The sequence below is a fragment of the Streptomyces sp. NPDC088707 genome, from assembly GCF_044752725.1.
Classification (GTDB): domain Bacteria; phylum Actinomycetota; class Actinomycetes; order Streptomycetales; family Streptomycetaceae; genus Streptomyces.
Window position 1 is genome coordinate 185,225 of the sequence record NZ_JBIVLV010000007.1, and the last position, 20,155, is coordinate 205,379.

Annotated in this window: 22 protein-coding genes; 8 read left to right on the forward strand and 14 right to left on the reverse strand. The window is 72.2% G+C overall.

The annotated features are described in order from the left end of the window. Positions 1-39 precede the first annotated feature (39 nt). Together ACIP84_RS22260 and ACIP84_RS22265 are read right to left on the reverse strand one after the other, a co-directional pair. Complete coding sequence (locus tag ACIP84_RS22260; RefSeq protein WP_355961094.1) at positions 40-708, reverse strand: methionine ABC transporter permease; 669 nt, start codon at positions 706-708, stop codon at positions 40-42. Continuing rightward, complete coding sequence (locus ACIP84_RS22265) at positions 705-1,772, reverse strand: ATP-binding cassette domain-containing protein (protein WP_355961092.1); 1,068 nt, start codon at positions 1,770-1,772, stop codon at positions 705-707. The genes ACIP84_RS22260 and ACIP84_RS22265 overlap by 4 nt, the downstream gene beginning before the upstream one ends. 572 nt (positions 1,773-2,344) lie before the next feature. On the opposite strand from ACIP84_RS22265, the gene ACIP84_RS22270 reads away from it, so the two are divergent. Beyond that, entirely contained in the window at positions 2,345-2,707 is a 363-nt protein-coding gene (locus ACIP84_RS22270) for a hypothetical protein (protein ID WP_355961089.1), read from the forward strand. Positions 2,708-2,709: 2 nt separating this feature from the next. After that, the gene (locus ACIP84_RS22275) at positions 2,710-3,144 is read left to right on the forward strand and encodes a hypothetical protein (protein ID WP_355961086.1); all 435 of its coding nucleotides are present in this window, start codon (positions 2,710-2,712) and stop codon (positions 3,142-3,144) included. A gap of 1 nt (position 3,145) precedes the next feature. Here ACIP84_RS22275 and ACIP84_RS22280 read toward each other — a convergent pair whose 3' ends face one another. From ACIP84_RS22280 to ACIP84_RS22290, 3 genes are all read right to left on the reverse strand, one after another. Continuing rightward, the gene (locus tag ACIP84_RS22280; protein ID WP_401800017.1) at positions 3,146-3,649 is read right to left on the reverse strand and encodes a GNAT family N-acetyltransferase; all 504 of its coding nucleotides are present in this window, start codon (positions 3,647-3,649) and stop codon (positions 3,146-3,148) included. 36 nt (positions 3,650-3,685) lie between these two features. Beyond that, positions 3,686-4,342, reverse strand: coding sequence for a sigma-70 family RNA polymerase sigma factor (locus tag ACIP84_RS22285; protein ID WP_401799628.1), 657 nt, complete (start codon positions 4,340-4,342; stop codon positions 3,686-3,688). A gap of 151 nt (positions 4,343-4,493) precedes the next feature. After that, the gene (locus ACIP84_RS22290; RefSeq protein ID WP_401799629.1) at positions 4,494-5,696 is read right to left on the reverse strand and encodes a glycerophosphodiester phosphodiesterase; all 1,203 of its coding nucleotides are present in this window, start codon (positions 5,694-5,696) and stop codon (positions 4,494-4,496) included. Positions 5,697-5,915: 219 nt separating this feature from the next. On the opposite strand from ACIP84_RS22290, the gene ACIP84_RS22295 reads away from it, so the two are divergent. Next, the gene (locus tag ACIP84_RS22295) at positions 5,916-6,587 is read left to right on the forward strand and encodes a lysophospholipid acyltransferase family protein (RefSeq protein WP_355961077.1); all 672 of its coding nucleotides are present in this window, start codon (positions 5,916-5,918) and stop codon (positions 6,585-6,587) included. 87 nt (positions 6,588-6,674) lie between these two features. Here ACIP84_RS22295 and ACIP84_RS22300 read toward each other — a convergent pair whose 3' ends face one another. The 4 genes from ACIP84_RS22300 to argH all read right to left on the reverse strand — a co-directional run bounded on the left by ACIP84_RS22300 (position 6,675) and on the right by argH (position 10,591). Continuing rightward, on the reverse strand, positions 6,675-8,219 hold the full coding sequence (locus tag ACIP84_RS22300; protein ID WP_401799631.1) for an MFS transporter: 1,545 nt from the start codon (positions 8,217-8,219) through the stop codon (positions 6,675-6,677). Then, positions 8,216-8,767 (reverse strand): helix-turn-helix domain-containing protein, encoded by a 552-nt coding sequence (locus tag ACIP84_RS22305; protein WP_319318157.1) that lies wholly within the window; start codon positions 8,765-8,767, stop codon positions 8,216-8,218. The genes ACIP84_RS22300 and ACIP84_RS22305 overlap by 4 nt, the downstream gene beginning before the upstream one ends. 38 nt (positions 8,768-8,805) lie before the next feature. Then, entirely contained in the window at positions 8,806-9,027 is a 222-nt protein-coding gene (locus ACIP84_RS22310; protein WP_401799632.1) for a hypothetical protein, read from the reverse strand. Between the two features lie 136 nt (positions 9,028-9,163). Beyond that, positions 9,164-10,591, reverse strand: coding sequence for an argininosuccinate lyase (argH, locus tag ACIP84_RS22315; protein ID WP_401799634.1), 1,428 nt, complete (start codon positions 10,589-10,591; stop codon positions 9,164-9,166). A 235-nt stretch (positions 10,592-10,826) separates the two neighbouring features. Between argH and ACIP84_RS22320 the strand changes: the two genes are divergently transcribed. The 3 genes from ACIP84_RS22320 to ACIP84_RS22330 all read left to right on the forward strand — a co-directional run bounded on the left by ACIP84_RS22320 (position 10,827) and on the right by ACIP84_RS22330 (position 13,521). Beyond that, positions 10,827-12,086 carry a hypothetical protein gene (locus tag ACIP84_RS22320; protein ID WP_401799637.1) on the forward strand — a complete coding sequence of 420 codons (1,260 nt, stop codon included), beginning with the start codon at positions 10,827-10,829 and terminating at the stop codon, positions 12,084-12,086. Between the two features lie 44 nt (positions 12,087-12,130). Beyond that, positions 12,131-12,736 (forward strand): pyridoxamine 5'-phosphate oxidase family protein, encoded by a 606-nt coding sequence (locus ACIP84_RS22325; protein ID WP_355961063.1) that lies wholly within the window; start codon positions 12,131-12,133, stop codon positions 12,734-12,736. Positions 12,737-12,819: 83 nt separating this feature from the next. After that, positions 12,820-13,521, forward strand: a complete 702-nt coding sequence (locus ACIP84_RS22330; protein ID WP_401799639.1) for a L,D-transpeptidase family protein — start codon at positions 12,820-12,822, stop codon at positions 13,519-13,521. A gap of 7 nt (positions 13,522-13,528) precedes the next feature. Here the strand turns inward: ACIP84_RS22330 and ACIP84_RS22335 are convergent, their stop codons facing one another. Genes ACIP84_RS22335 through argC form a run of 5 tightly spaced genes read right to left on the reverse strand, consistent with a single transcriptional unit; the run spans position 13,529 to position 18,410 of the window. Further along, positions 13,529-14,059 (reverse strand): arginine repressor, encoded by a 531-nt coding sequence (locus ACIP84_RS22335; RefSeq protein WP_030316147.1) that lies wholly within the window; start codon positions 14,057-14,059, stop codon positions 13,529-13,531. Positions 14,060-14,066: 7 nt separating this feature from the next. Continuing rightward, positions 14,067-15,281 carry an acetylornithine transaminase gene (locus ACIP84_RS22340; RefSeq protein ID WP_401799642.1) on the reverse strand — a complete coding sequence of 405 codons (1,215 nt, stop codon included), beginning with the start codon at positions 15,279-15,281 and terminating at the stop codon, positions 14,067-14,069. Beyond that, positions 15,281-16,210 (reverse strand): acetylglutamate kinase, encoded by a 930-nt coding sequence (gene argB, locus ACIP84_RS22345; protein WP_355961057.1) that lies wholly within the window; start codon positions 16,208-16,210, stop codon positions 15,281-15,283. The genes ACIP84_RS22340 and argB overlap by 1 nt, the downstream gene beginning before the upstream one ends. Beyond that, a complete protein-coding gene (gene argJ / locus ACIP84_RS22350; protein WP_401799645.1) occupies positions 16,207-17,385 on the reverse strand; it encodes a bifunctional glutamate N-acetyltransferase/amino-acid acetyltransferase ArgJ in 1,179 nt (392 codons plus the stop codon). Before argJ ends, argB begins: the two co-directional genes overlap by 4 nt. Further along, positions 17,382-18,410 (reverse strand): N-acetyl-gamma-glutamyl-phosphate reductase, encoded by a 1,029-nt coding sequence (gene argC, locus ACIP84_RS22355; protein ID WP_401799648.1) that lies wholly within the window; start codon positions 18,408-18,410, stop codon positions 17,382-17,384. The genes argJ and argC overlap by 4 nt, the downstream gene beginning before the upstream one ends. 117 nt (positions 18,411-18,527) lie before the next feature. Between argC and ACIP84_RS22360 the strand changes: the two genes are divergently transcribed. Together ACIP84_RS22360 and ACIP84_RS22365 are read left to right on the forward strand one after the other, a co-directional pair. After that, on the forward strand, positions 18,528-19,451 hold the full coding sequence (locus ACIP84_RS22360) for a metalloregulator ArsR/SmtB family transcription factor (RefSeq protein ID WP_401799651.1): 924 nt from the start codon (positions 18,528-18,530) through the stop codon (positions 19,449-19,451). Continuing rightward, complete coding sequence (locus tag ACIP84_RS22365; protein ID WP_401799654.1) at positions 19,448-20,047, forward strand: dihydrofolate reductase family protein; 600 nt, start codon at positions 19,448-19,450, stop codon at positions 20,045-20,047. Before ACIP84_RS22360 ends, ACIP84_RS22365 begins: the two co-directional genes overlap by 4 nt. The last annotated feature ends 108 nt before the right edge of the window (positions 20,048-20,155 follow it).

Sequence of the window (20,155 nt, forward strand, 5' to 3'; positions counted from 1 at the left end):
GTTCTTCGAAGGGCGAAGTCTGGGGTGGCCGGGGAGCCGTTACGCGGTGCGGCCCCGGCGGGCGAGGAGTCGTACGACTCCGTCGCCGATGAGCTGGACGACGGTCACGATCAGGACCAGGACGACGACGGTGACCAGCATGAACGTGGTGTCGAAGCGCTGGTATCCGTAGGTGACGGCCTTGGAGCCGAGGCCCTCGCCGCCGACCGCGCCGGCCATCGCCGAGTAGCCGATGAGGACGATGACCGTGGTGGTGACGCCCGAGACCAGCGAGGGCAGGGCCTGCGGGAGCAGCACCTTGCGGACGATGGTGGGGATGCCTCCGCCCATGGCCTGGACGGCCTCGACGAGCCCGTGGTCGACCTCGCGGACGGAGGTCTCGACGAGGCGCGCGAAGAAGGGGATGGCTCCGATGGCGAGCGGCACGATCATGGCGGTGGGGCCGATGAAGGTGCCGACGACCAGGGTGGTGAAGGGGATCAGGGCGATCAGCAGGATGATGAACGGCAGCGAACGGCCGATGTTCACGATCGCACCGACGACCTTGTTGACCGGCAGGTTCTGCAGCAGTCCGCCCTTGTCCGTGAGGACGAGGAGGATGCCGAGCGGCAGGCCGCCGAGCACGGTGACGACGGTGGCCCACAGGACCATGTAGAGGGTGTCGACGGTGCCCTGCTCCAGCAGTGGCTGCATCTCGGACCAGGTCACTTGGCACCTTCCTTCACGAGCAGGGTCGCCGCTTCCTGGACAACCGTTTCTTCGGTGAGCGTCTCCTCGACGACCTCGACCTGGAGGCCCTGCTCGCGCAGGAAGCCGACCGGGACGACGTTGTCCTCGTACCGCCCGGGCAGTTCGATCCGCATCCGGCCGATCTGCCGGCCGCCGACGGTGTCCATCGCCGCCCCGAGGATCGAGATGTCGATGTTGTACGTACGGGAGAGCTGCGAGATCACCGGCTGGGTCGCGGCGTCGCCGTGGAAGGTGACGTCGACGACCGTGCGATCGGGGCCGGTGTGGGTGCCGCTGACCGGGAAGAGCTCGGCGGCAAGCTGGGAGCCGGGGGTGGCGAGCAGTTCGCTCACGGTGCCGGACTCGACGATCCGCCCCTTCTGCATCAGCGCGGCCGAGTCGCAGATCGTCTTGACGACGTCCATCTCGTGCGTGATGAGCAGGACGGTGAGGCCGAGCTGCTGGTTGAGGTCGCGCAGCAGCTGGAGGATGGAGCGGGTGGTCTCCGGGTCGAGGGCGCTGGTGGCCTCGTCGGAGAGCAGGACCTTGGGCTCGCCGGCCAGGGCGCGGGCGATCCCGACGCGCTGCTTCTGACCGCCGGAGAGCTGGCCCGGGTAGGACTTGGCCTTGTCGGCGAGGCCGACCAGGTCGAGGAGTTCGAGGGCGCGGCGGGAACGCTCGGCTCCGGAGACGCCGAGGATCTCCAGGGGAAGCTCGATGTTGTCCTTCACCGTGCGGGAGGACAGCAGGTTGAAGTGCTGGAAGACCATGCCGATGCTGCTGCGCGCCCGGCGCAGGTCCTTGCCGGCGCGGCGGCCCCTGCCCGCGAGGGCGGTGAGGTCCACGCCGTCGACGGTCACGGTGCCGGAGGTGGGGCGCTCCAGGAGGTTGACGCAGCGGATGAGCGAGGACTTGCCGGCGCCGCTCTGGCCGATCACGCCGAATACCTCGCCCTCGCGGACGTGGAGGTCGACACCGTCCAGAGCGGTGACCTGTCGGCCGCGCGACTCGTAGACCTTGGTCAGGCCCGAAGTGGTGATCACAGGGGGTTTCCGTCACTGTCGAGTGCGCGACGCGGGGTCCGTCGTGCACGGGGCATTCGTCTTCGGACAGTCAGGCGCACGGAGGCCGGTCCGGCGGGTGGCCGGGAGTCTCGGCGGTGCGCGGGGCGGGCACGTTCCCTCGCCGGAAGGCGGGAGGAACGGCACGGCCGTCGGTCTCGCTTCGGGGCGCGAAACTCAGGCGGGGGCCCTCAGATGGCGCACATTCGACACATACAACGAGCACCGGGCGTGGGGATCGCCTCGGTCGCAAGGGTGCGGCTGCTCGTCGTGGTCATGTCTGCAAGTAAAGCATGCGCAGGTGCGAACGAAAGGGGGCTGTCCGAATAGCGGACGTCATTGAGACGCCATGCGGACACTCCGGAGGCCTGCGTTCCGGCCGTTCTCCCCGTGTGGCCTGCGCAGACGCGCGCCCTTCACCGCGGTCCGCGAGGGGCGCGGCGGGGCGTCACGGGCGCCGGCTGTGGCCAAGGCCACGGTCCGCGCGCGGGCCCGCGGCGACGGCGCGGGGGGCGAGCGCATCGGGCCATTCGCACCGTAATACCCTCGGGCGCATGCTTGACGCCCTGACGGTCGCGGTCTCCGTGGCCGCGCTCGCCCTCGCCGCCTGGTGCGGCTTCGCCGCCTTCCGCGACCAGTCGACCAAGGACTGGCACTTCATCGGCATGGCCGTGGTGACCTTCCTCGTCCTGGTCCAGCTGATCGTCGGGATCGTGCAGCTGGCGCGGGGCGAGAAGGCCGAGGAGGGCGCGACGATCTTCGTCGCCTATCTGGTCGGGGCGCTGTGCGCGGTGCCCATCGCCGGCTTCATGTCGCTCGCGGAGCGCAGCCGGTGGGGTTCGGCCACGGTGGCCGCCGGCGCGGTCGTCCTGGCCGTGCTCGAAGTGCGTCTCTACGACATCTGGACGGTGGGCTGACCATGACCGAGACGCAGGAGAAGGCCGCACAGGGCACGAAGGCCCGCCTCGTCACGGGTCCCGGCATCCTGCTGGTCTGGCTCTACGGCGTGATGTCGGTCGGCGCGGTCTCGCGCTCGATCTACCAGATCGCCACCGAGTTCGACCGGGCGCCGCTCGCGTACACCCTGTCGGCGGTGGCCGCCGTCGTCTACGCCTTCATCACCTACACGCTGGTGCGGGGCGGGGAGAGGGCCCGCAGGGCGGCGCTGGTGTGCTGCGCCGCCGAGCTCACGGGCGTACTGATCGTGGGGACCTGGACGCTGGTCGAGCCGTCCGCCTTCCCGGACGCGACGGTCTGGTCGGACTACGGCTACGGCTATCTCTTCATTCCGGTCCTGCTGCCGCTGAGCGGCATCTGGTGGCTGCGCCGGTCGCGCACCGCGGCGGCCGCCTGAGTCAGGCCGCGGCCTTCTCCAGGGTGACCAGGGTGAGCCGGGGGCCCAGCTCGCGGGTGGAGACCTGCGCGTAGCCCTTGCTGCGGTAGAGGCGCAGATTGCCCTCGCTGCGGTGGCCGGTGAAGAGCTGGAAGCGCTTGGGCGACGGGGCCGGCTGCGCGGCCGTCTCGGCCGTCTCGGCGAAGTGCCGCTCGATGCCGTCGAGAAGACGGCCGCCGAGGCCGTGCCGCTGCATCCGCGGGTGCACGATGAGCTTGGCGATCCGTACCGTGCCGTCCTCGTCGAGCCGGGCCCGTACGGAGGCCACGACCTCGTCGCCGAGCCGGGCCACCAGCCCGTACCCCTCGTCCAGTTCGGTACGCAGGGCGTCGAGGGACTGGGTGAGCGGTTCGATGGACCAGTCCCCGTAGAGCTCCGCCTCGCTCTGGTAGCAGAGGTACTGCAGCTTCAGGATGTGCTCCGCGTCCGCCGCGTCCGCCGCTGAGATGGTCACACTCAGGCCCATGTGTGCACGCCTCCCGCTCATCTGTCGATCATCGGTTTACCGCACCCTTCCCCGTCGGCCGGGGGCGGGAACCTCTGCAGCCAGCATTCTGCGCAGGCATCCCAGGCAACGGGAACGCATCGGCCCCAGACTGCCCTGTGAGATACCCAACTCTCCTGCGATTTCCCGGTACGTGGGGTCCTCGGGATCGAGCATCGCGGTCAGCACCCGGGGGCAGCGGCCGGGTGTCCTGGTGACGGCGGCACGCAGGGTGCGGCGGCCCTCGGCGGCCATCAGCGAGGACTCCGGGGAGCCGTGCGGCCCGGCGGTGCCCGCGTCGTGGCCGGGTTCCTCGCGGTAGGGACGTTCGCGGTCGCTCGTCCGCCGGGCCCGGCGGGCCTCCGCGCGGACGGCGCGGCGCAGCCACTCGGCGGGACGCTCAGGGGCGCTTCCCGTGTCGCGGAGCTGTTCCAGGAGGCGGAGCCAGACGGCCTGTTCCAGGTCGCTCGGCTCGACACCGGCCGCCGGCGCCTCGGCGTCCGACTCGGCGGCGAGCAGCGGGGCGAGGGCGGCGAGGAGCCCGGGAGTGGCGTCCGGGACCGCGTCGGGCGCGGTGGCCCGCCCGGACTCGCGGGTGGTGTCGGGGGCCGCGTCGGGCGCGGTGCGCTCGGCGTACTCGGGGGCCGTCACGGGGGTGGTCACGGGGGTCGTCATGCTCCGCACCATGCCGGGGCACGCGGCCGTGGTTGCGGTTCGGGCGCCAAACCACCCGGGAGGAGGTCGTCCGGGCCCGATCGGCGGACCCGCACGGTCCTCGCGTAACCGGTGGGACTCGGGAGAGCGGACGGCTCCCGTACCCGGTCGGTCAGTCGCGGGCGGTGAAGTCCGCCGCGCCCAGCAGGGCGGTGTCCGGGTTGTCGGAGAAGATGCCGTCGATCCCCGTCTCCAGGTAGCGCTTCAGAGCGCCGAAGGAGTCCCCGTACGCCGTCGGGTCCGTGCCCCGGCGGAAGTCCGCGGGCAGGAAGGAGTTCTCGTTGCGGTGGGTGTACGGGTGGAGGATCAGGCCCTGGGCGTGCGCGTCGCGGACCAGGGTGGTCGGGTCGCCGAGGCGGCCGCTCGCGTCCTTGGGGATCACCAGGTCGAGGGTGGGGCCGATGCCCTTGGCGTACGAGGCGATCCAGCGCAGGCCCTCGGGCGTGACCAGGTCGGCGACCGTCCGCGGGTCCCCGGCCTGGACGAAGTCCCAGGGGCGGCTGGTCGCGCCGGAGAGCAGGACCACGCCGGGCGAGTCGACCAGCTTCGCGAGCCGCTGGATGCTGGTCGGCTCGAAGGACTGCAGGAAGACCGGGGAGCCCGCGCGGTGGCGGCCGTACCGGCGGAGCAGCTTGGCGAGGCGCTCCTCCAGGCCGAGGCCGAGGGAGCGGAAGTAGGTGGGGTGCTTGGTCTCGACGTGGAGCCAGATCTCGCGCCCCCGGCGGCGGCCCTCCTCCTCGGCCCAGCGCAGCACCTCCTCGAAGGTGGGGACCGTCCAGCGGCCGTCGTAGAGGGTGTTCTCCTGGCGGACGGCCGGAATGCGCTCCTTGGCACGGAGGGTCTTGAGCTCGGCGAGCGTGAAGTCCTCGGTGAACCAGCCGGTGAGGGAGACGCCGTCGACGCTCTTGGTGGTCTTGCGGGACGCGAACCCGGGGTGGTCGGCGACGTCGGTGGTGCCGGTGATGTCGTTCTCGTGCCGGCAGACCAGGTGCCCGTCCTTGGTGGGGACGAGGTCCTGCTCGATGACATGGGCGCCGAGGTCCAGGGCGTGGCGGTAGGAGCCGAGGGTGTGCTCGGGGCGGTAGCCGCTGGCGCCCCGGTGGGCGATGACGGTGGGGACCGGGAGGGAGCGGTAGCCGCCGCCGTGACCGTGGCTCCGGCCCGCCGCGGCGGACGCGGCCTCGGCGGTCCCCGACGCCGCCGCCTGTGCCACGCCGCTGCCGGCGGCGAGGGCCGTGGAGGCGCCGAGGACGGTGGCGCCCGCCGCTCCGAGAACCGTGCGCCGGGCCGGGATCCGGCGTTCGCCCTGGGTCATGTGGTGTCCTCCTGTGTCAGTCCCGCTCCTGTTCACGGGTGCCCCCGACGCTAGGCATCGGGGCCCTACGGGCGGCAGACCTACGCCGAACATGGCGGAAACACACGTCAACACTGCGTATCCACTCGGTGAACCCGATGTGCGCACGGACGTGACCCGCGAGTATCGTCGCCAGCTGCACCGTCGGCTCGGCCGACCCGCATCCCACCGGAGGAACCGTTGTCCCGTCTCGCGATCATCAAGGCAGTGCTCGGGCCGGTCATGCGCCTGATGTTCCGCCCCCGCGTGGAGGGCGCCGAGAACATCCCGGGGACCGGGCCCGTCATCCTCGCGGGGAACCACCTGACCTTCATCGACTCGATGATCATGCCGATCTGCCTGGACCGTCCGGTCTACTTCATCGGCAAGGACGAGTACGTGACGGGCAAGGGCGTCAAGGGCCGGGCGATGGCCTGGTTCTTCACCAGCGTCGGCATGATCCCGGTGGACCGGGACGGCGGCCGCGGTGGTGTGGCGGCCCTGATGACCGGCCGCCGGATCCTGGAGGAGGGCAAGATCTTCTCGATCTACCCGGAGGGCACCCGCTCCCCCGACGGCCGTCTGTACCGGGGCCGTACGGGCATCGCGCGGCTCACCCTGATGACGGGCGCGCCGGTGATCCCGTTCGCGATGATCGGCACCGACAAGATCCAGCCGGGCGGCGCGGGCTTCCCGCGTCCGGGCCGGGTGACGGTGCGCTTCGGCGAGGCGATGGAGTTCTCGCGGTACGACGGGATGGACCGCGACCGCTATGTGCTGCGGGCGGTGACGGACTCGGTGATGGCCGAGGTCATGCGTCTGTCGGGGCAGGAGTACGTGGACATGTACGCCACCAAGGCGAAGGCCGCCTAGAGCCACGAAGGCGCAGGCCGCCTGGACAGGTGACGGTGCCCCGTACGGCCTCCTGGCCGTACGGGGCACCGTCCTGTGCGCCGGGCGTCAGTGCTCGACGCCGTCCTCCAGCTTCTGGCCCTTGAGCAGGAACCAGGCCGCGACCGCCGTCGCGAGGAGGACCGCCGCGCCGACGCCGGCCGCGATCCGCAGACCGTCGACGAAGGCCTCCTGGGCGGCCGACACCAGGGCCGTCGCCGTCTCCGGGGCGAGGGCTCCCGAGGCCTCGACCGCGCCGCCGAGCGATTCGTGGGCGGCGGACGCGATGCCGGAAGGGACGTCGGCCGGGGTGGCGAAGCCGCGGTAGACGCCGGTCACGATCGAGCCGAGGACGGCGATGCCGAGCGCGGCGCCCAGTTCGTACGCGGTCTCGGAGACCGCCGAGGCGGAGCCGGCCTGGTCCTTCGGAACGCTGGACAGGATCACGTCGGCGGTGACGGTGAAGGCGAATCCGGCGCCCACGCCGACCACCAGCAGGGCGGCGCCGAGCAGCGGGTAGCCGGTGTGCTGGTCGAGCGTCGTCAGGACCGCGAGCGAGAGGCCGACCGCCGCGAGACCGCCGGCCACCACGGACCGTACGGAGAAGCGACGGGCCACCAGACCCGCGATCAGACCGGCCGTGACCGCGCCGACCGCCGCCGGGAGTTCGGCGAGTCCGGCCTCCAGGGGCTGCCGGCCCTGCACCAGCTGGAAGAACTGGGACAGGAAGAACACCAGGCCGGACAGGCCGAGGATGGTCAGCAGGTCCGCGAGCACGGCGCCCGAGAAGCCGCGGTTGCGGAACAGCCGCATGTCCAGGAGCGGCGCGGGCAGCGTCAGCTGCCGGCGGACGAACCAGGTCAGGGCACCGGCACCGACCAGGGCGGCGACGCCCGCGTCCGGGGAGAGGCCGTGCGAGGCCAGTTCCTTGATCGCGTAGACGATGCCGATCAGGCCGACGAGGGAGAGGGCGACGCTCGGCAGGTCCCAGGGACCCGGGTTCGGGTTCTTGGACTCCGGGATCAGCTTGATGCCAACGAAGACGAGGACCGCCATGACGGGCAGGTTGATCAGGAAGACCGAGCCCCACCAGAAGTGCTCCAGGAGGAAGCCTCCGACGACCGGTCCGACGGCGGCGCCGGCCGAGGCCATGGCACCCCAGATGCCGATGGCGAGGCTGCGCTCGCGCGGGTCGTGGAAGAGGTTCCGGATGAGCGCCAGGGTGGACGGCATCAGGGTCGCGCCGGCGACGCCGAGGAGGGCGCGCGCCACGATCATCATCTCGGGGCTGGTCGCGTAGGCGTTCAGCACGGAGACGGCGCCGAAGGCGGTGGCACCGATCAGGAGCAGCTTCTTGCGGCCGATGCGGTCGCCGAGGCTGCCCATGGAGACCAGGAGTCCGGCGATGACGAAGGAGTAGACGTCGCCGATCCAGAGGAGCTGGGTGCCGGAGGGCTTCAGGTCCTCGGAGAGGAAGGGGGTGGCGAGTCCCAGCACCGTGGCGTCGACCGCCACGAGGAGGACGGCCAGGACGAGAACGGAGAGGGCGAGCCACCGGCCGGGGCGGCGCACGCCCTCGGTATGGCCCGTGGTCCTGAGGGTGCTGGCGGTCACTTCTCCACGCTCCTGCGCGCTCCGCCGAGCAGCAGCTCGGCGATCATGTACTGAAAGTCCTTGGCGGCGACCCGGCCGTCCTGCACGGCCCAGGCGCCGGAGCCGACGAGCCCGTAGAAGGCCTCGGTGAGCCAGGCGGGGGTCAGATCGATCCGGAAGACGCCGCTCTCCTGTCCGCGGCGGAAGAGCGCCGAGACGCGGGCGTCGGCGTGGGCCCAGCCCTCGTGCTGCTGCTCGCCCTCGAAGAGCTGGTTCTCGGTGACGAGGAACGACAGCAGGGGGGCGACGTGCTCGACCTCGGCGATGAGCCGGCGTACGACCTCGTCCTCGGGTCCGTCCTCGAGCCCGGCCCGGTCGAGCGCCGCCTCCATCTCCTGCAGTCCGAGCTCTTCGAGCGCCCGCACCAGGGCGTCCCGCCCGGCGAAGTGCCGGTGCAGCGTGGCCCGGCCGATCCCGGCGGCCCGGGCGACCTCGTCCATCGTGGCGGTCGCCTTGCGGGAGAGCAGGGCGGCGGCTGCGTGGAGCACCTGGGTGCGATCGACTGACATGAGACGACCATACACCGAATGAGACATCAATGTCTCACTCAATAATGCGACGCCTCACGGAGGCGGGAACGGAATGCCGTGATCATGACGAAGCCACTGCTGCTCATCGACGTCGACGGACCGCTGAATCCGTACGCGGCGCAGCGCGAGCGACGCCCGGCGGGATACACGACCCACCGGATGCGACCGGGCGGCTGGGTCGAGACGAAGCCGCTGCGGGTCTGGCTGAAAAACACCTCGCCGCCGCCCTGCTGCTGCACGTCGACCCCCGGTTCGGACTGCTCCGGCCGGACTTCGACGCGCTCGCGGACTGGGCGGCGGCGCTGTGACGCTATGAGGGCTGTGGGGCGCGGGGGCCCTGGCGCCTGGGACCTGGGGGCGCCTGGGGCGCGGAGGCTACTTCTTGGCCTCGGCCCAGGCGTGCTGGATCACCAGGTCGGCCTTGACCTCGACGAGCTGGACGGCGACCGCCGAGGGGGCGGTGCCGCCGCGGCCGCTGCGGGAGGCGAGGGCGCCGGGGACGTTGAGGACCGTGCGGACCTCGGGGGTGAGGTGCTCGGAGATCTTGGCGAACTGCTCGTCCGTCAGCTCGTCCAGTTCCTTGCCCTCGGACTCGGCGACCTTCACGCACTCGCCGGCCACCTCGTGCGCCACCCGGAACGGCACGCCCTGCTTGACCAGCCACTCCGCGATGTCCGTCGCGAGCGAGAAGCCGGCCGGGGCCAGCTCCTCCATGCGCTCGCGGTTGACGGTGAGCGTGGCCATCATGCCGGTGAAGGCGGGCAGCAGGACCTCGAGCTGGTCACAGGAGTCGAAGACCGGCTCCTTGTCCTCCTGGAGGTCGCGGTTGTAGGCGAGCGGGAGCGCCTTGAGCGTGGCGAGGAGGCCGGTGAGGTTGCCGATGAGGCGGCCGGACTTGCCCCGGGCGAGCTCGGCGATGTCCGGGTTCTTCTTCTGCGGCATGATCGACGAGCCGGTGGAGAAGGCGTCGTGGAGGGTCACGAAGGAGAACTCCTTCGTGTTCCAGATGATGATCTCCTCCGCGATCCGCGACAGGTTGACGCCGATCATCGCGGTGATGAAGGCGAACTCGGCGACGAAGTCGCGGGAGGCCGTGCCGTCGATCGAGTTGCCGACCGAACCGCGCTCGAAGCCCAGGTCCTTGGCGACCGCCTCCGGGTCGAGCCCGAGGGAGGAGCCTGCGAGGGCGCCGGAGCCGTACGGGGAGACGGCCGTCCGGGTGTCCCACTGCCGCAGCCGCTCGGCGTCCCGGGAGAGGGACTGGGCGTGGGCCAGGACGTGGTGCGCGAAGAGCACCGGCTGGGCGTGCTGGAGGTGCGTGCGGCCGGGCATGGCGACGTCCGCATGTGCCTCGGCGAGGCCGACGAGGGCGTCCTGGAGGCCGGCGACGAGGCCGCCGATGATCCGGGCGTGGTCGCGCAGATACATCCGGAAGAGGGTGGCGACCTGGTCGTTGCGGGACCGGCCGGCGCGCAGCTTGCCGCCGAGGTCCGGGCCGACGCGCTCCAGGAGACCGCGCTCCAGGGCGGTGTGGACGTCCTCGTCGGCGATGGTGCCGACGAGGGTGCCGTCGGCGACGTCCGCCTCCAGCCGGTCGAGACCGGCGAGCATGCGGGTCAGCTCGTCCTCGGTGAGCAGCCCGGCCTTGTGCAGCACGCGCGCGTGGGCACGGGAACCGGCGATGTCGTACGGCGCGAGGCGCCAGTCGAAGTGGACCGACGCGGACAACTTCGCCAGGGCCTCGGCGGGCCCGTCGGCGAACCGTCCGCCCCAGAGCCGGACGTCACCGTTGTTGCTGCTCACAGCTGCTGCTCCTCGGGAGAGTGGGTACTGCCGCCACCGCCTCGCCCACGAGGGGGACGGGCGGCGACCTGTTCAACGGGGGCGGGTCACGCCAGGGTCGGCGGCGGGGCCGACGGCATCCCGCCGTAGGCATAACTATGCAATGCACCGTATGCTTTGTCAACGCGCTGCCCGGCTGCTCGGGGCCTTGAAATCCAGGGGCGGCGGCAGCCGACCGCGATCTAGGCTCCGGCTCATGCAGAGCAGCGCGTTCGACGAGATCCGGCACCGGATCGCCCAGGTGCTCGACACGGGCGAGGACGGTGGCGCCGAGGCGTGGACCGCGCTCGACGAGGACATCCGGGGTGCGCTCCGGTACGGCGACCTGCCACCCGCCCCCACCTGGTTCCCCGTCGGCGACCGGCCCCGCCGTCCCGGCATCCAGGAGCTGGCCCTCGCACTGTGCGGGCCCGACGGCCGGATCCGGGAGGCCGCCCTCGCGTACGTGAACGACACCCCCGCCCTCCTGCCCCTGGTCGCGATCCGGTGCGCCGACTGGGCCGAGCCGGTGCGGGAACGGGCACGGGCCGCACTGCGGGCGGAACTGGCGGGCCCGCCGGGCCTGCCGGGGCCGCTGGGTCCGCTGGGTCCGCAGGGGCCGCAGGGGCCGCTGGGTCCGGAGTGGCCACTGGGGCCGCAGGGGCCGGATCGCCCGCCCGGCCCCTCGTCCGAGGCGCTCGGCGCCCTCGCCCCCGTGATCCTCCGGCTCGCCGGACGGCGGCACGGAGACGCCGCGCACGAGCTGCTCGTCCAGGTTCTGCGGGAGGGGCCGGAGGCCGGTGTGGCCGCCCTGCGCACGAGCCGGGACCGGAGGGTCCGGCGGCTCGCCACCCGGATCGCCCTCGACCGCGGCCTCCTCTCCCCCGCGCAGCTCGCGGCGACCGCTGCCACGGACCCCGACGTGGTCGTCCAGGCCCTGTGCGCGGACGCCGTGCTCGCCGCTGTCGGGACGGTCGACGGCGCGCCCCTGACCCGCCTGCTCGGCGCCCGGCAGGGCCGGATCCGGGCGACAGGCGTCACGGGCCTGCGGAAGGCGGGCCGGGCCGAGGAGGCGGAGCCGTTCCTGTACGACCGCTCCGCGCTGGTGCGCGCCTGCGCCCGATGGGTGCTGCGGCAGACGGGAACCGACCCCCTGCCGCTCTACCGGGCCGTGTGCGCGGCCGGCGACGGCATGCCCCACTACGCGCCGCTGGGGCTCGCCGAGTGCGGCGACCGGGCCGCGGACGAACCGACGCTCTGGTCGCTCACCGGCGACGAGCGGCCGCAGGTACGAGCCGCCGCCGTGGCGGGCCTGCGCGTGCTGGACGCCGTGCGTCCCGGCCGCCTCGCCCCCCTGCTCGACGACGGTTCCCCACGCGTCGTCCGCGAGACCAGGAGGGCGCTGCAGCCGTGGGCCGACCACTTCCCGGTCGGCTTCTCAGGCGCGGTCAACCACCCTCGGCAGCCCGTGGCTTGAGACGGAAGCGCCCGGGACGGGGCGGACGGAGCAGTATGGGCGGCATGGGAAAAACATATGAGCGCATCGATGGACGTCTCCGGGCCTTCATCGAGGACCAGCCCGTCTTCTTCACCGCGACCGCTCCCCTCGCCGGCGACGGGCACGTCAATCTCAGCCCCAAGGGCCGCCGGGGCACCCTCGTGGTGCTCGACGAACTCACCCTCGCCTACGTCGACTTCGGGGGCAGCAGCGCCGAGACCGTCGCTCACCTGCGGGAGCCGGGGAACGGGCGGATCACCCTCATGTGGACCGCGTTCTCCGGGCCGCCGACCGTCGTGCGGGTGCACGGCACCGGCGAGGCCGTGCTGCGGGACGATCCGCGCTGGGGCGAGCTGTTCGCGCGGTTCCCGGCCGAGGCCGTCGCGGGCCAGGGCAGCGCGCGGGCGATCGTCCTCGTCCACGCGCGGCGGGTGAGCGACGCCTGCGGGTACGCCGTACCGCTGATGGAGTACCAGGAGGACCGGGGCCTGCACGCCGAGTACTTCAACCGGAAGACGGACGACGAGTTCAACGCGTACTGCGAGCGCAAGGACCACATCGCGACCAGCCTGGACGGGCTGCCCGCGCTGCCGCTGCCCCTGCCGCCGCTGCCGCAGACCGCCGAGTAGCCGCGTCCCGCGCGCGTGGGGCCGCGCGGCCCCGGGAGTGTCCTGCCGGCCAGGCCGGGCTCGCGGCCCCTAGCCTCGCGCCCATGCGCACCACACTCCCCCGCACCCTGCTCGTTCTCGGCGCCGCCCTGATGTCCCTCGGCGCCGCGCCCGGCCCCGTACCGCTGCCCGCACGCATGGCGGACACCGGCGGCGGCTCCCAGCTGATCACCGCGGAGGCCGCCGGGACCGGTTCCACCACGGGCACCCTGACCTGGTGGGACCGGCGCGGCGGCCGGTGGGTGAAGGCGGGGTCGGCGCCCGCCCGGTTCGGGGCGAGGGGGCTCGCCGAGGGCGGGCGGCGGCGACAGGGCACGAACACCACGCCCACCGGCCTCTACCGGCTGCCGTACGCCTTCGGGATCGAGCCCGCGCCCGCGGGGACCTCGTACCGCTACGCGCGCGTGACCCGGCGGTCCTGGTGGTGCCAGGACGACGACTCCCGCTCGTACAACCGCTGGGTCGAGGGGCTGCCCCGCGACTGCCGGGCGGCCCGCGCCGAGCACATGGTCACGTACCGCCGCCCGTACGCGTACGGGCTCGTCATCGGCTTCAACTACGACCGGCCGGTGCGCGGGCGCGGCGCCGGGATCTTCCTGCACGTCAACGGGAGCGGGGCGACGGCGGGTTGTGTCTCCGTACCGGCGGACGCCATGCGCGCGGTGCTCGCCTGGGCCGACCCCGCGCGCCGGCCGCACATCGCCGTCGGCACCCGCGGCGGGCCGACGGCGATCACGCGCTACTGAGCCGCGGCTACTTCTGCGCCAGCTTCAGCAGGTGGTCCGCGAGCGCCTGGCCGCCCGCCGGGTCACGGCTGATGAGCAACAGGGTGTCGTCGCCCGCGATCGTGCCGAGGATCGCGTGGAGTTCGGCCTGGTCGATGGCCGACGCGAGGAACTGGGCGGCGCCCGGCGGGGTCCGCAGGACCACCAGGTTGGCGGACGCCTCGGCGGAGATCAGCAGTTCGCCGGAGAGGCGCCGCATGCGCTCCTCCTTCGCGGACTCGCCGAGCGGGGCCTGCGGGGTGCGGAAACCGCCCTCGCTGGGCACCGCGTAGATCAGCTCGCCGCCGGTGTTGCGGATCTTCACCGCGCCCAGCTCGTCGAGGTCGCGGGAGAGCGTCGCCTGGGTGACGCTCAGCCCGTCGTCCGCGAGGAGCTTGGCGAGCTGGCTCTGCGAGCGCACCGGCTGCCGGTTGAGGATGTCGACGATCCTGCGGTGGCGAGCGGTGCGGGTCTGCGGAACCGACGGCCCTCCGTGCTCGTTCTCCTGCGCGTCGGTCATCGTCGTCTCATTCTCCGGTTCGTCCTTGCCCGTTCGCCACGTCGAGGACTCCGGGCAGGGCCTGGAGGAAGGCGTCCGCCTCGGCGTCGGTGAGGACCAGCGGAGGCATGATCCGTACGACATCGGGGGCGGGCGCGTTCACCAGGAGGCCGGCGTCCTGAGCCGCCTGCTGCACCTGAGGTGCGAGGGACTCCGTGAGCACGATACCCAGCAGGAGGCCCGCACCACGGACGTGGGAGACCAGCGGGTGCCCGAGACCTTCGATTCCCTGCCTCAGCCGCTCCCCGACCGCCTTCACGTGATCGAGGGCCGCGTCGGCGCCGAGGGTGTCGAGAACGGCGATCCCGGCGGCGCAGGCCACCGGGTTCCCACCGAAGGTGGTGCCGTGGTGACCGGGCCCGAAGAGGTCCGCGGCGGGGCCGAAGGCGACGGTCGCACCGAGCGGGAGGCCGCCGCCGAGGCCCTTGGCGAGGGTCACGACATCCGGCTCGACGCCCTCGTGGGCCTGGTACTCGAACCAGTGGCCGCAGCGGCCGATGCCGGTCTGCACCTCGTCGAGGACGAGGAGGGTGCCGGTGGCGCGGGTGATCTCCCGGGCCGCCTTCAGGTAGCCGGCGGGCGGGACGACGACACCGTTCTCGCCCTGGACGGGCTCGATGATCACGAGGGCGGTGTCCTCGGTGACGGCGGCGCGGAGCGCCTCCACGTCCCCGTACGGCACATGTGTCACATCGCCGGGCAGCGGCAGGAACGGGGTCTGCTTGGCGGGCTGGCCGGTGAGCGCGAGGGAGCCCATGGTCCGGCCGTGGAAGCCGCCCTGTGTGGCGACCATGTGGGACCGGCCGGTGAGCCGGCCGATCTTGAAGGCGCCTTCGACGGCCTCGGCGCCCGAGTTGCAGAAGAAGACCTTGCCGGGCCGGCCGAAGAGCGCGAGGAGCTTCTCGGCGAGGGCGACGGGCGGTTCGGCGACGAAGAGGTTGGAGACGTGGCCGAGGGTCTGGATCTGCCGGTTGACGGCCTCGACGATCGCCGGGTGGCCGTGGCCGAGGGCGTTCACCGCGATGCCGCCGACGAAGTCCAGGTACTCGTTGCCGTCGGCGTCCCAGACCTTGGCGCCCTCACCGCGGACGAGGGGCAGCCGGGGGGTGCCGTAGTTGTTCATCAGCGAGTCCTGCCACCGCTGGGTCAGCTGCTCGTTGCCGGGCTGCGTGGTGCCGCTCATCAGTCCCCCTGTCCGTCCGGCACGACCATCGTGCCGATGCCCTCGTCGGTGAAGATCTCCAGCAGGATCGAGTGCTGGACCCGGCCGTCGATCACGCGGGCCGTGGTGACCCCGTTGCGTACGGCGTGCAGACAGCCCTCCATCTTGGGGACCATGCCGCTGGAGAGCTCGGGCAGCAGCTTCTCCAGCTGGCTCGCGGTGAGCCGGCTGATGACCTCGTCGCTGTGCGGCCAGTCCTCGTAGAGGCCCTCGACGTCGGTCAGGACCATCAGCGTCTCGGCGCCCAGCGCCGCAGCGAGTGCCGCAGCCGCCGTATCAGCATTGACGTTGTAGACATGTCCGTCGTCCTGGGAGCGGGCGATGGAGGAGATGACCGGGATCCGGCCGTCCTCCAGGAGCGCCTGGATGGCGCCGGTGTCGATGGCGGTGATCTCACCGACCCGGCCGATGTCGATCTGCTCGCCGCCCACGACCGGCCGGTGCCGGGTGGCGGTGATGGTGTGGGCGTCCTCGCCGGTGAGACCGACGGCGAGCGGGCCGTGCTGGTTGAGCAGCCCGACGAGCTCGCGCTGGACCTGACCGGCGAGAACCATCCGTACGACGTCCATGGCGTCCTCGGTGGTGACCCGCAGACCCGCCTTGAACTCGCTGACGATGCCGTGCCGGTCGAGGGCGGCGCTGATCTGGGGGCCGCCGCCGTGCACGACGACCGGCTTGAGGCCGGCCTGGCGCAGGAAGACGACGTCCTGGGCGAAGGCTGCCTTCAGGTCCTCGTCGATCATGGCGTTGCCGCCGAACTTGATGACGACCGTCTTGCCGTTGTGCCGCGTGAGCCAGGGCAGGGCCTCGATGAGGATCTGGGCCTTGGGGAGCGCGGTGTGCTTCCGGGTCGTGCTCTCGGGGTTCTGGGGGGCCTGGGGGTCGCTCATGACGAGTACGCGCTGTTCTCGTGGACGTAGTCGGCGGTGAGGTCGTTCGCCCAGATGACGGCGGACTCGGTGCCGGCTGCGAGGTCGGCGGTGATGGTGACCTCCCGGTAGCGCATGTCGACGAGGTCGCGGTCCTCGCCGACGGAGCCGTTCTTGCAGACCCAGACGCCGTTGATGGCGACGTTGAGCTCGTCGGGCTCGAAGGCCGCCGCCGTCGTGCCGATGGCGGAGAGCACCCGTCCCCAGTTGGGGTCCTCGCCGTGGATGGCGCACTTGAGGAGGTTGTTGCGGGCGATGGAGCGGCCCACCTCGACGGCGTCGTCCTCGGTCGCGGCGTTGATCACCTCGATGCGGATGTCCTTGCTGGCGCCCTCGGCGTCGCCGATGAGCTGGCGGGCGAGGTCGTCGCAGACCTCCCGTACGGCGCCGGTGAACGCGTCCTGATCCGGCGTGACGCCGGAGGAGCCGGAGGCGAGGAGGAGGACGGTGTCGTTGGTGGACATGCAGCCGTCGGAGTCGACCCGGTCGAAGGTGACGCGCGTGGCGCCCCGCAGGGCGCTGTCCAGGCCCGTGCCGTCGACGTCCGCGTCGGTGGTGAGGACGACGAGCATGGTGGCGAGGCCGGGGGCGAGCATGCCCGCGCCCTTGGCCATGCCGCCGACCGTCCAGCTGCCGTCGGGGCCGTCCTTCGTCACCACGGAGGTCTTGTGGACGGTGTCGGTGGTCTTGATGGCGATGGCCGCCTTCTCGCCGCCGTGCTCGGACAGCTCGGCCGCGGCCTTCTCGACGCCGGGGAGGAGCTTGTCCATGGGGAGCAGGATGCCGATGAGACCGGTGGAGGCGACGGCGATCTCGCCCGCGCCGACGTCCGTGCCCTTGGCGCTGAGGACCTCGGCCACCTTCTCGGCGGTGGCGTGGGTGTCCTGGAAGCCCTGGGGGCCGGTGCAGGCGTTGGCGCCGCCGGAGTTGAGGACGACGGCGGTCAGTTCGCCGTCGGCGAGGACCTGCTGGGACCAGACGACGGGGGCGGCCTTGACGCGGTTGGAGGTGAAGACTCCCGCGGCGGCGCGGCGGGGCCCGGTGTTGACCACGAGGGCCAGGTCCGGGTTGCCGTTCTGCTTGATCCCGGCGGCGATGCCCGCCGCCGTGAATCCCTTCGCTGCGGTGACGCTCACGGAGCGACTCCAATCGTGGAAAGTCCGGTGCTCTCGGGGTACCCGAGGGCGATGTTCATGCTCTGCACCGCACCGCCGGCGGTGCCCTTGGTGAGATTGTCGATGGCGCTGATCGCGATGATCCGGTTCGCCGCCGCGTCGTACGCGACCTGCACCTGAACGGCGTTGGAACCGTAGACGGAGGCCGTCGCCGGCCACTGCCCCTCGGGGAGCAGATGGACGAAGGGCTCGTCCGCGAAGGCCTTCTCGTACGCGGCCCGTACGGTCTCGGCGGTGACGCCCGGCTTCGCGGTGGCGGTGCAGGTGGCGAGGATGCCGCGGGGCATCGGCGCCAGGGTCGGCGTGAAGGAGACGGTGACCCGCTCCCCCGCCGGTCCGCTGAGGTTCTGGATCATCTCGGGGGTGTGCCGGTGGCCGCCGCCGACGCCGTACGGCGACATGCTGCCCATGACCTCGCTGCCGAGCAGGTGCGGCTTGGCCGCCTTGCCGGCGCCGGAGGTGCCGGAGGCGGCGACGATCACGGCCTCGGGCTCGGCGAGTCCGTTCTCGTACGCGGGGAAGAGCGCGAGCGACACGGCGGTCGGGTAGCAGCCCGGCACGGCGACCCGCCTGGACCCCTGGAGGGCGGCGCGGGCGCCGGGGAGTTCGGGGAGGCCGTACGGCCAGGTGCCGGCGTGCGGGGAGCCGTAGTACGTCTCCCAGTCGGCGGGCTCCTTGAGCCGGAAGTCGGCGCCCATGTCGACGACGAGGACGTCCGGACCGAGCTGCTCGGCGACGGCCGCGGACTGGCCGTGCGGCAGCGCGAGGAACACGACGTCGTGGCCGGCGAGCTCGTCGGCGGCTGTGGGCACGAGGACGCGGTCGGCGAGCGGCAGCAGATGGGGCTGCAGTGCCCCGAGCCGCTGGCCGGCGTTGGAGTGGCCGGTCAGGGCGCCGATCTCCACGTGGGGGTGGGCGAGAAGGAGACGCAGGAGCTCTCCGCCCGCGTATCCGCTCGCACCCGCCACTGCTACTCGTACCGTCATCGAAACCCTCCTCATGGATGGCATGACTATACGTATCTCAGCAGGTTTATGCAACGACACCCCGTCGTCCGAGATATTCCTTGACAGGAATATTCTTGCCGGAGAATACTTGTCCTCATGGACGACACCGGCCCCCTCCTCATCGCCCTGGCCGACCCGGCCCGCTGGCGCCTCGTGCGCCTGCTGGCCGAGCGGCCCCGCCCCGTCGGCGTCCTCGCGCAGCTGGCCGAGGCGCGCCAGCCGCAGACCACCAAGCATCTGCAGACGCTCGAGCGGGCCGGGGTCGTGACCTCGCAGCGCTCGGGGCAGCGCCGGGTCTACGCCCTTCGACCCGAACCGCTGCGGGAGCTGGCGGCCCTGCTCGGGCGGCTCGCCGACACCGCGGACCGGGCCGGCGGGTCGCGCGCGACGTACGAGCGCCACGGGCTGAGCCTCGCGAGCGAGCGGCTCGCGGCGGACGGGCCGGGCTGGGCCGACGAGCGCTCGTTCCGGTTCCACCGGTCACTGGCAGGGGACCCCGACACGGTGTGGCGCCATCTGACCGAGACCGCCCTGCTCGCGCGCTGGTGGACGCCCGACGACCTGCGCGTCTCGGACCTCGTCTTCGAGGCCCGGCCGGGCGGGCGGATCCTCCTGGAGTACCGCGACGCCGAGGACACCGGGGGCTCCGAGCCGGTCGCGGGGCGCGGGGACGGCGTCGTGGACGACGCACGTCCCGGCGAGCGGCTCGCGTACCGGCTCTCGCCACGGCTCCCCGACGGCAGCGCCGCCTTCACCGCCCACGTCGACTTCGACCTCCGGGCCGGCGACACCGGCACGGACCTCGACGTCCGCTATCTGATCGCCGACAGCACGGTGGAGTCCGCCGACTTCGTCGCGGGCATCGAGATCGGCTTCGGCCAGTCCCTCGACAAGCTCGCCACCGCCGTCGGCGCGGCACACGGCACGACTCACGGCACGCATCACGACGCGCCTCATGACGCACCTCACGACGCGCCTCGCACCTCGGCCCGCACCGAAGGAAGGCAGGTACAGCCATGACCGACTCCACCGGACGCAAGGTGACCGCCAACATCGCCCTCACCCTCGACGGGCGCTACAACGGCCCCGGCGGGCCGGGAGACACCTCCGCGATCCTCCCCTACGCCACCACCGAGGTCGCCCGTGACCACCTCGGCCGCATCTGGGAGAACGCGACGACCGCACTGCTCGGCCGCGTCAACGCCGAGGGTTTCCTGGGGTACTGGCCGACCGTCGCGGCCGACGAGGGCGCCGACCCGCGCGACCGCGGCTACGCGAAGTGGCTCGTCGACACGGAGAAGGTGGTCCTGTCGACCACCCTCACCGCATCCCCGTGGGCGCGCACCCGTGTGGCGAACGCCCCGGCCGCCGAGGTCGTCGCCGAGCTCAGGAGCCACGGCGAGGGCGACATCCTGGTCAACACCAGCCCGAGCATCACCAAGGCGCTCCTCGCAGCGGACCTGGTGGACCGGCTGTACCTGCTGACCTGCCCGGAGATCGCCGGGGACGGGGAGCGGCTGTTCGACGACGGCCTGCCCGGTTCGCGGTGGCGGCTCACCCGCCGGGAGACCGGCGAGCTCGGCGAGATGGCCCTGGTCTACGACCGGGTGCGCTGAGCGCCGCCACCGCGCGTGCTGATCGCGTACCGGTGCCGGGTGCCGGGTGCCGGGTGCCGGGTGCCGGAGGGGACGATTCCACACTCCCTCACCGGCACCCCTTTGCAT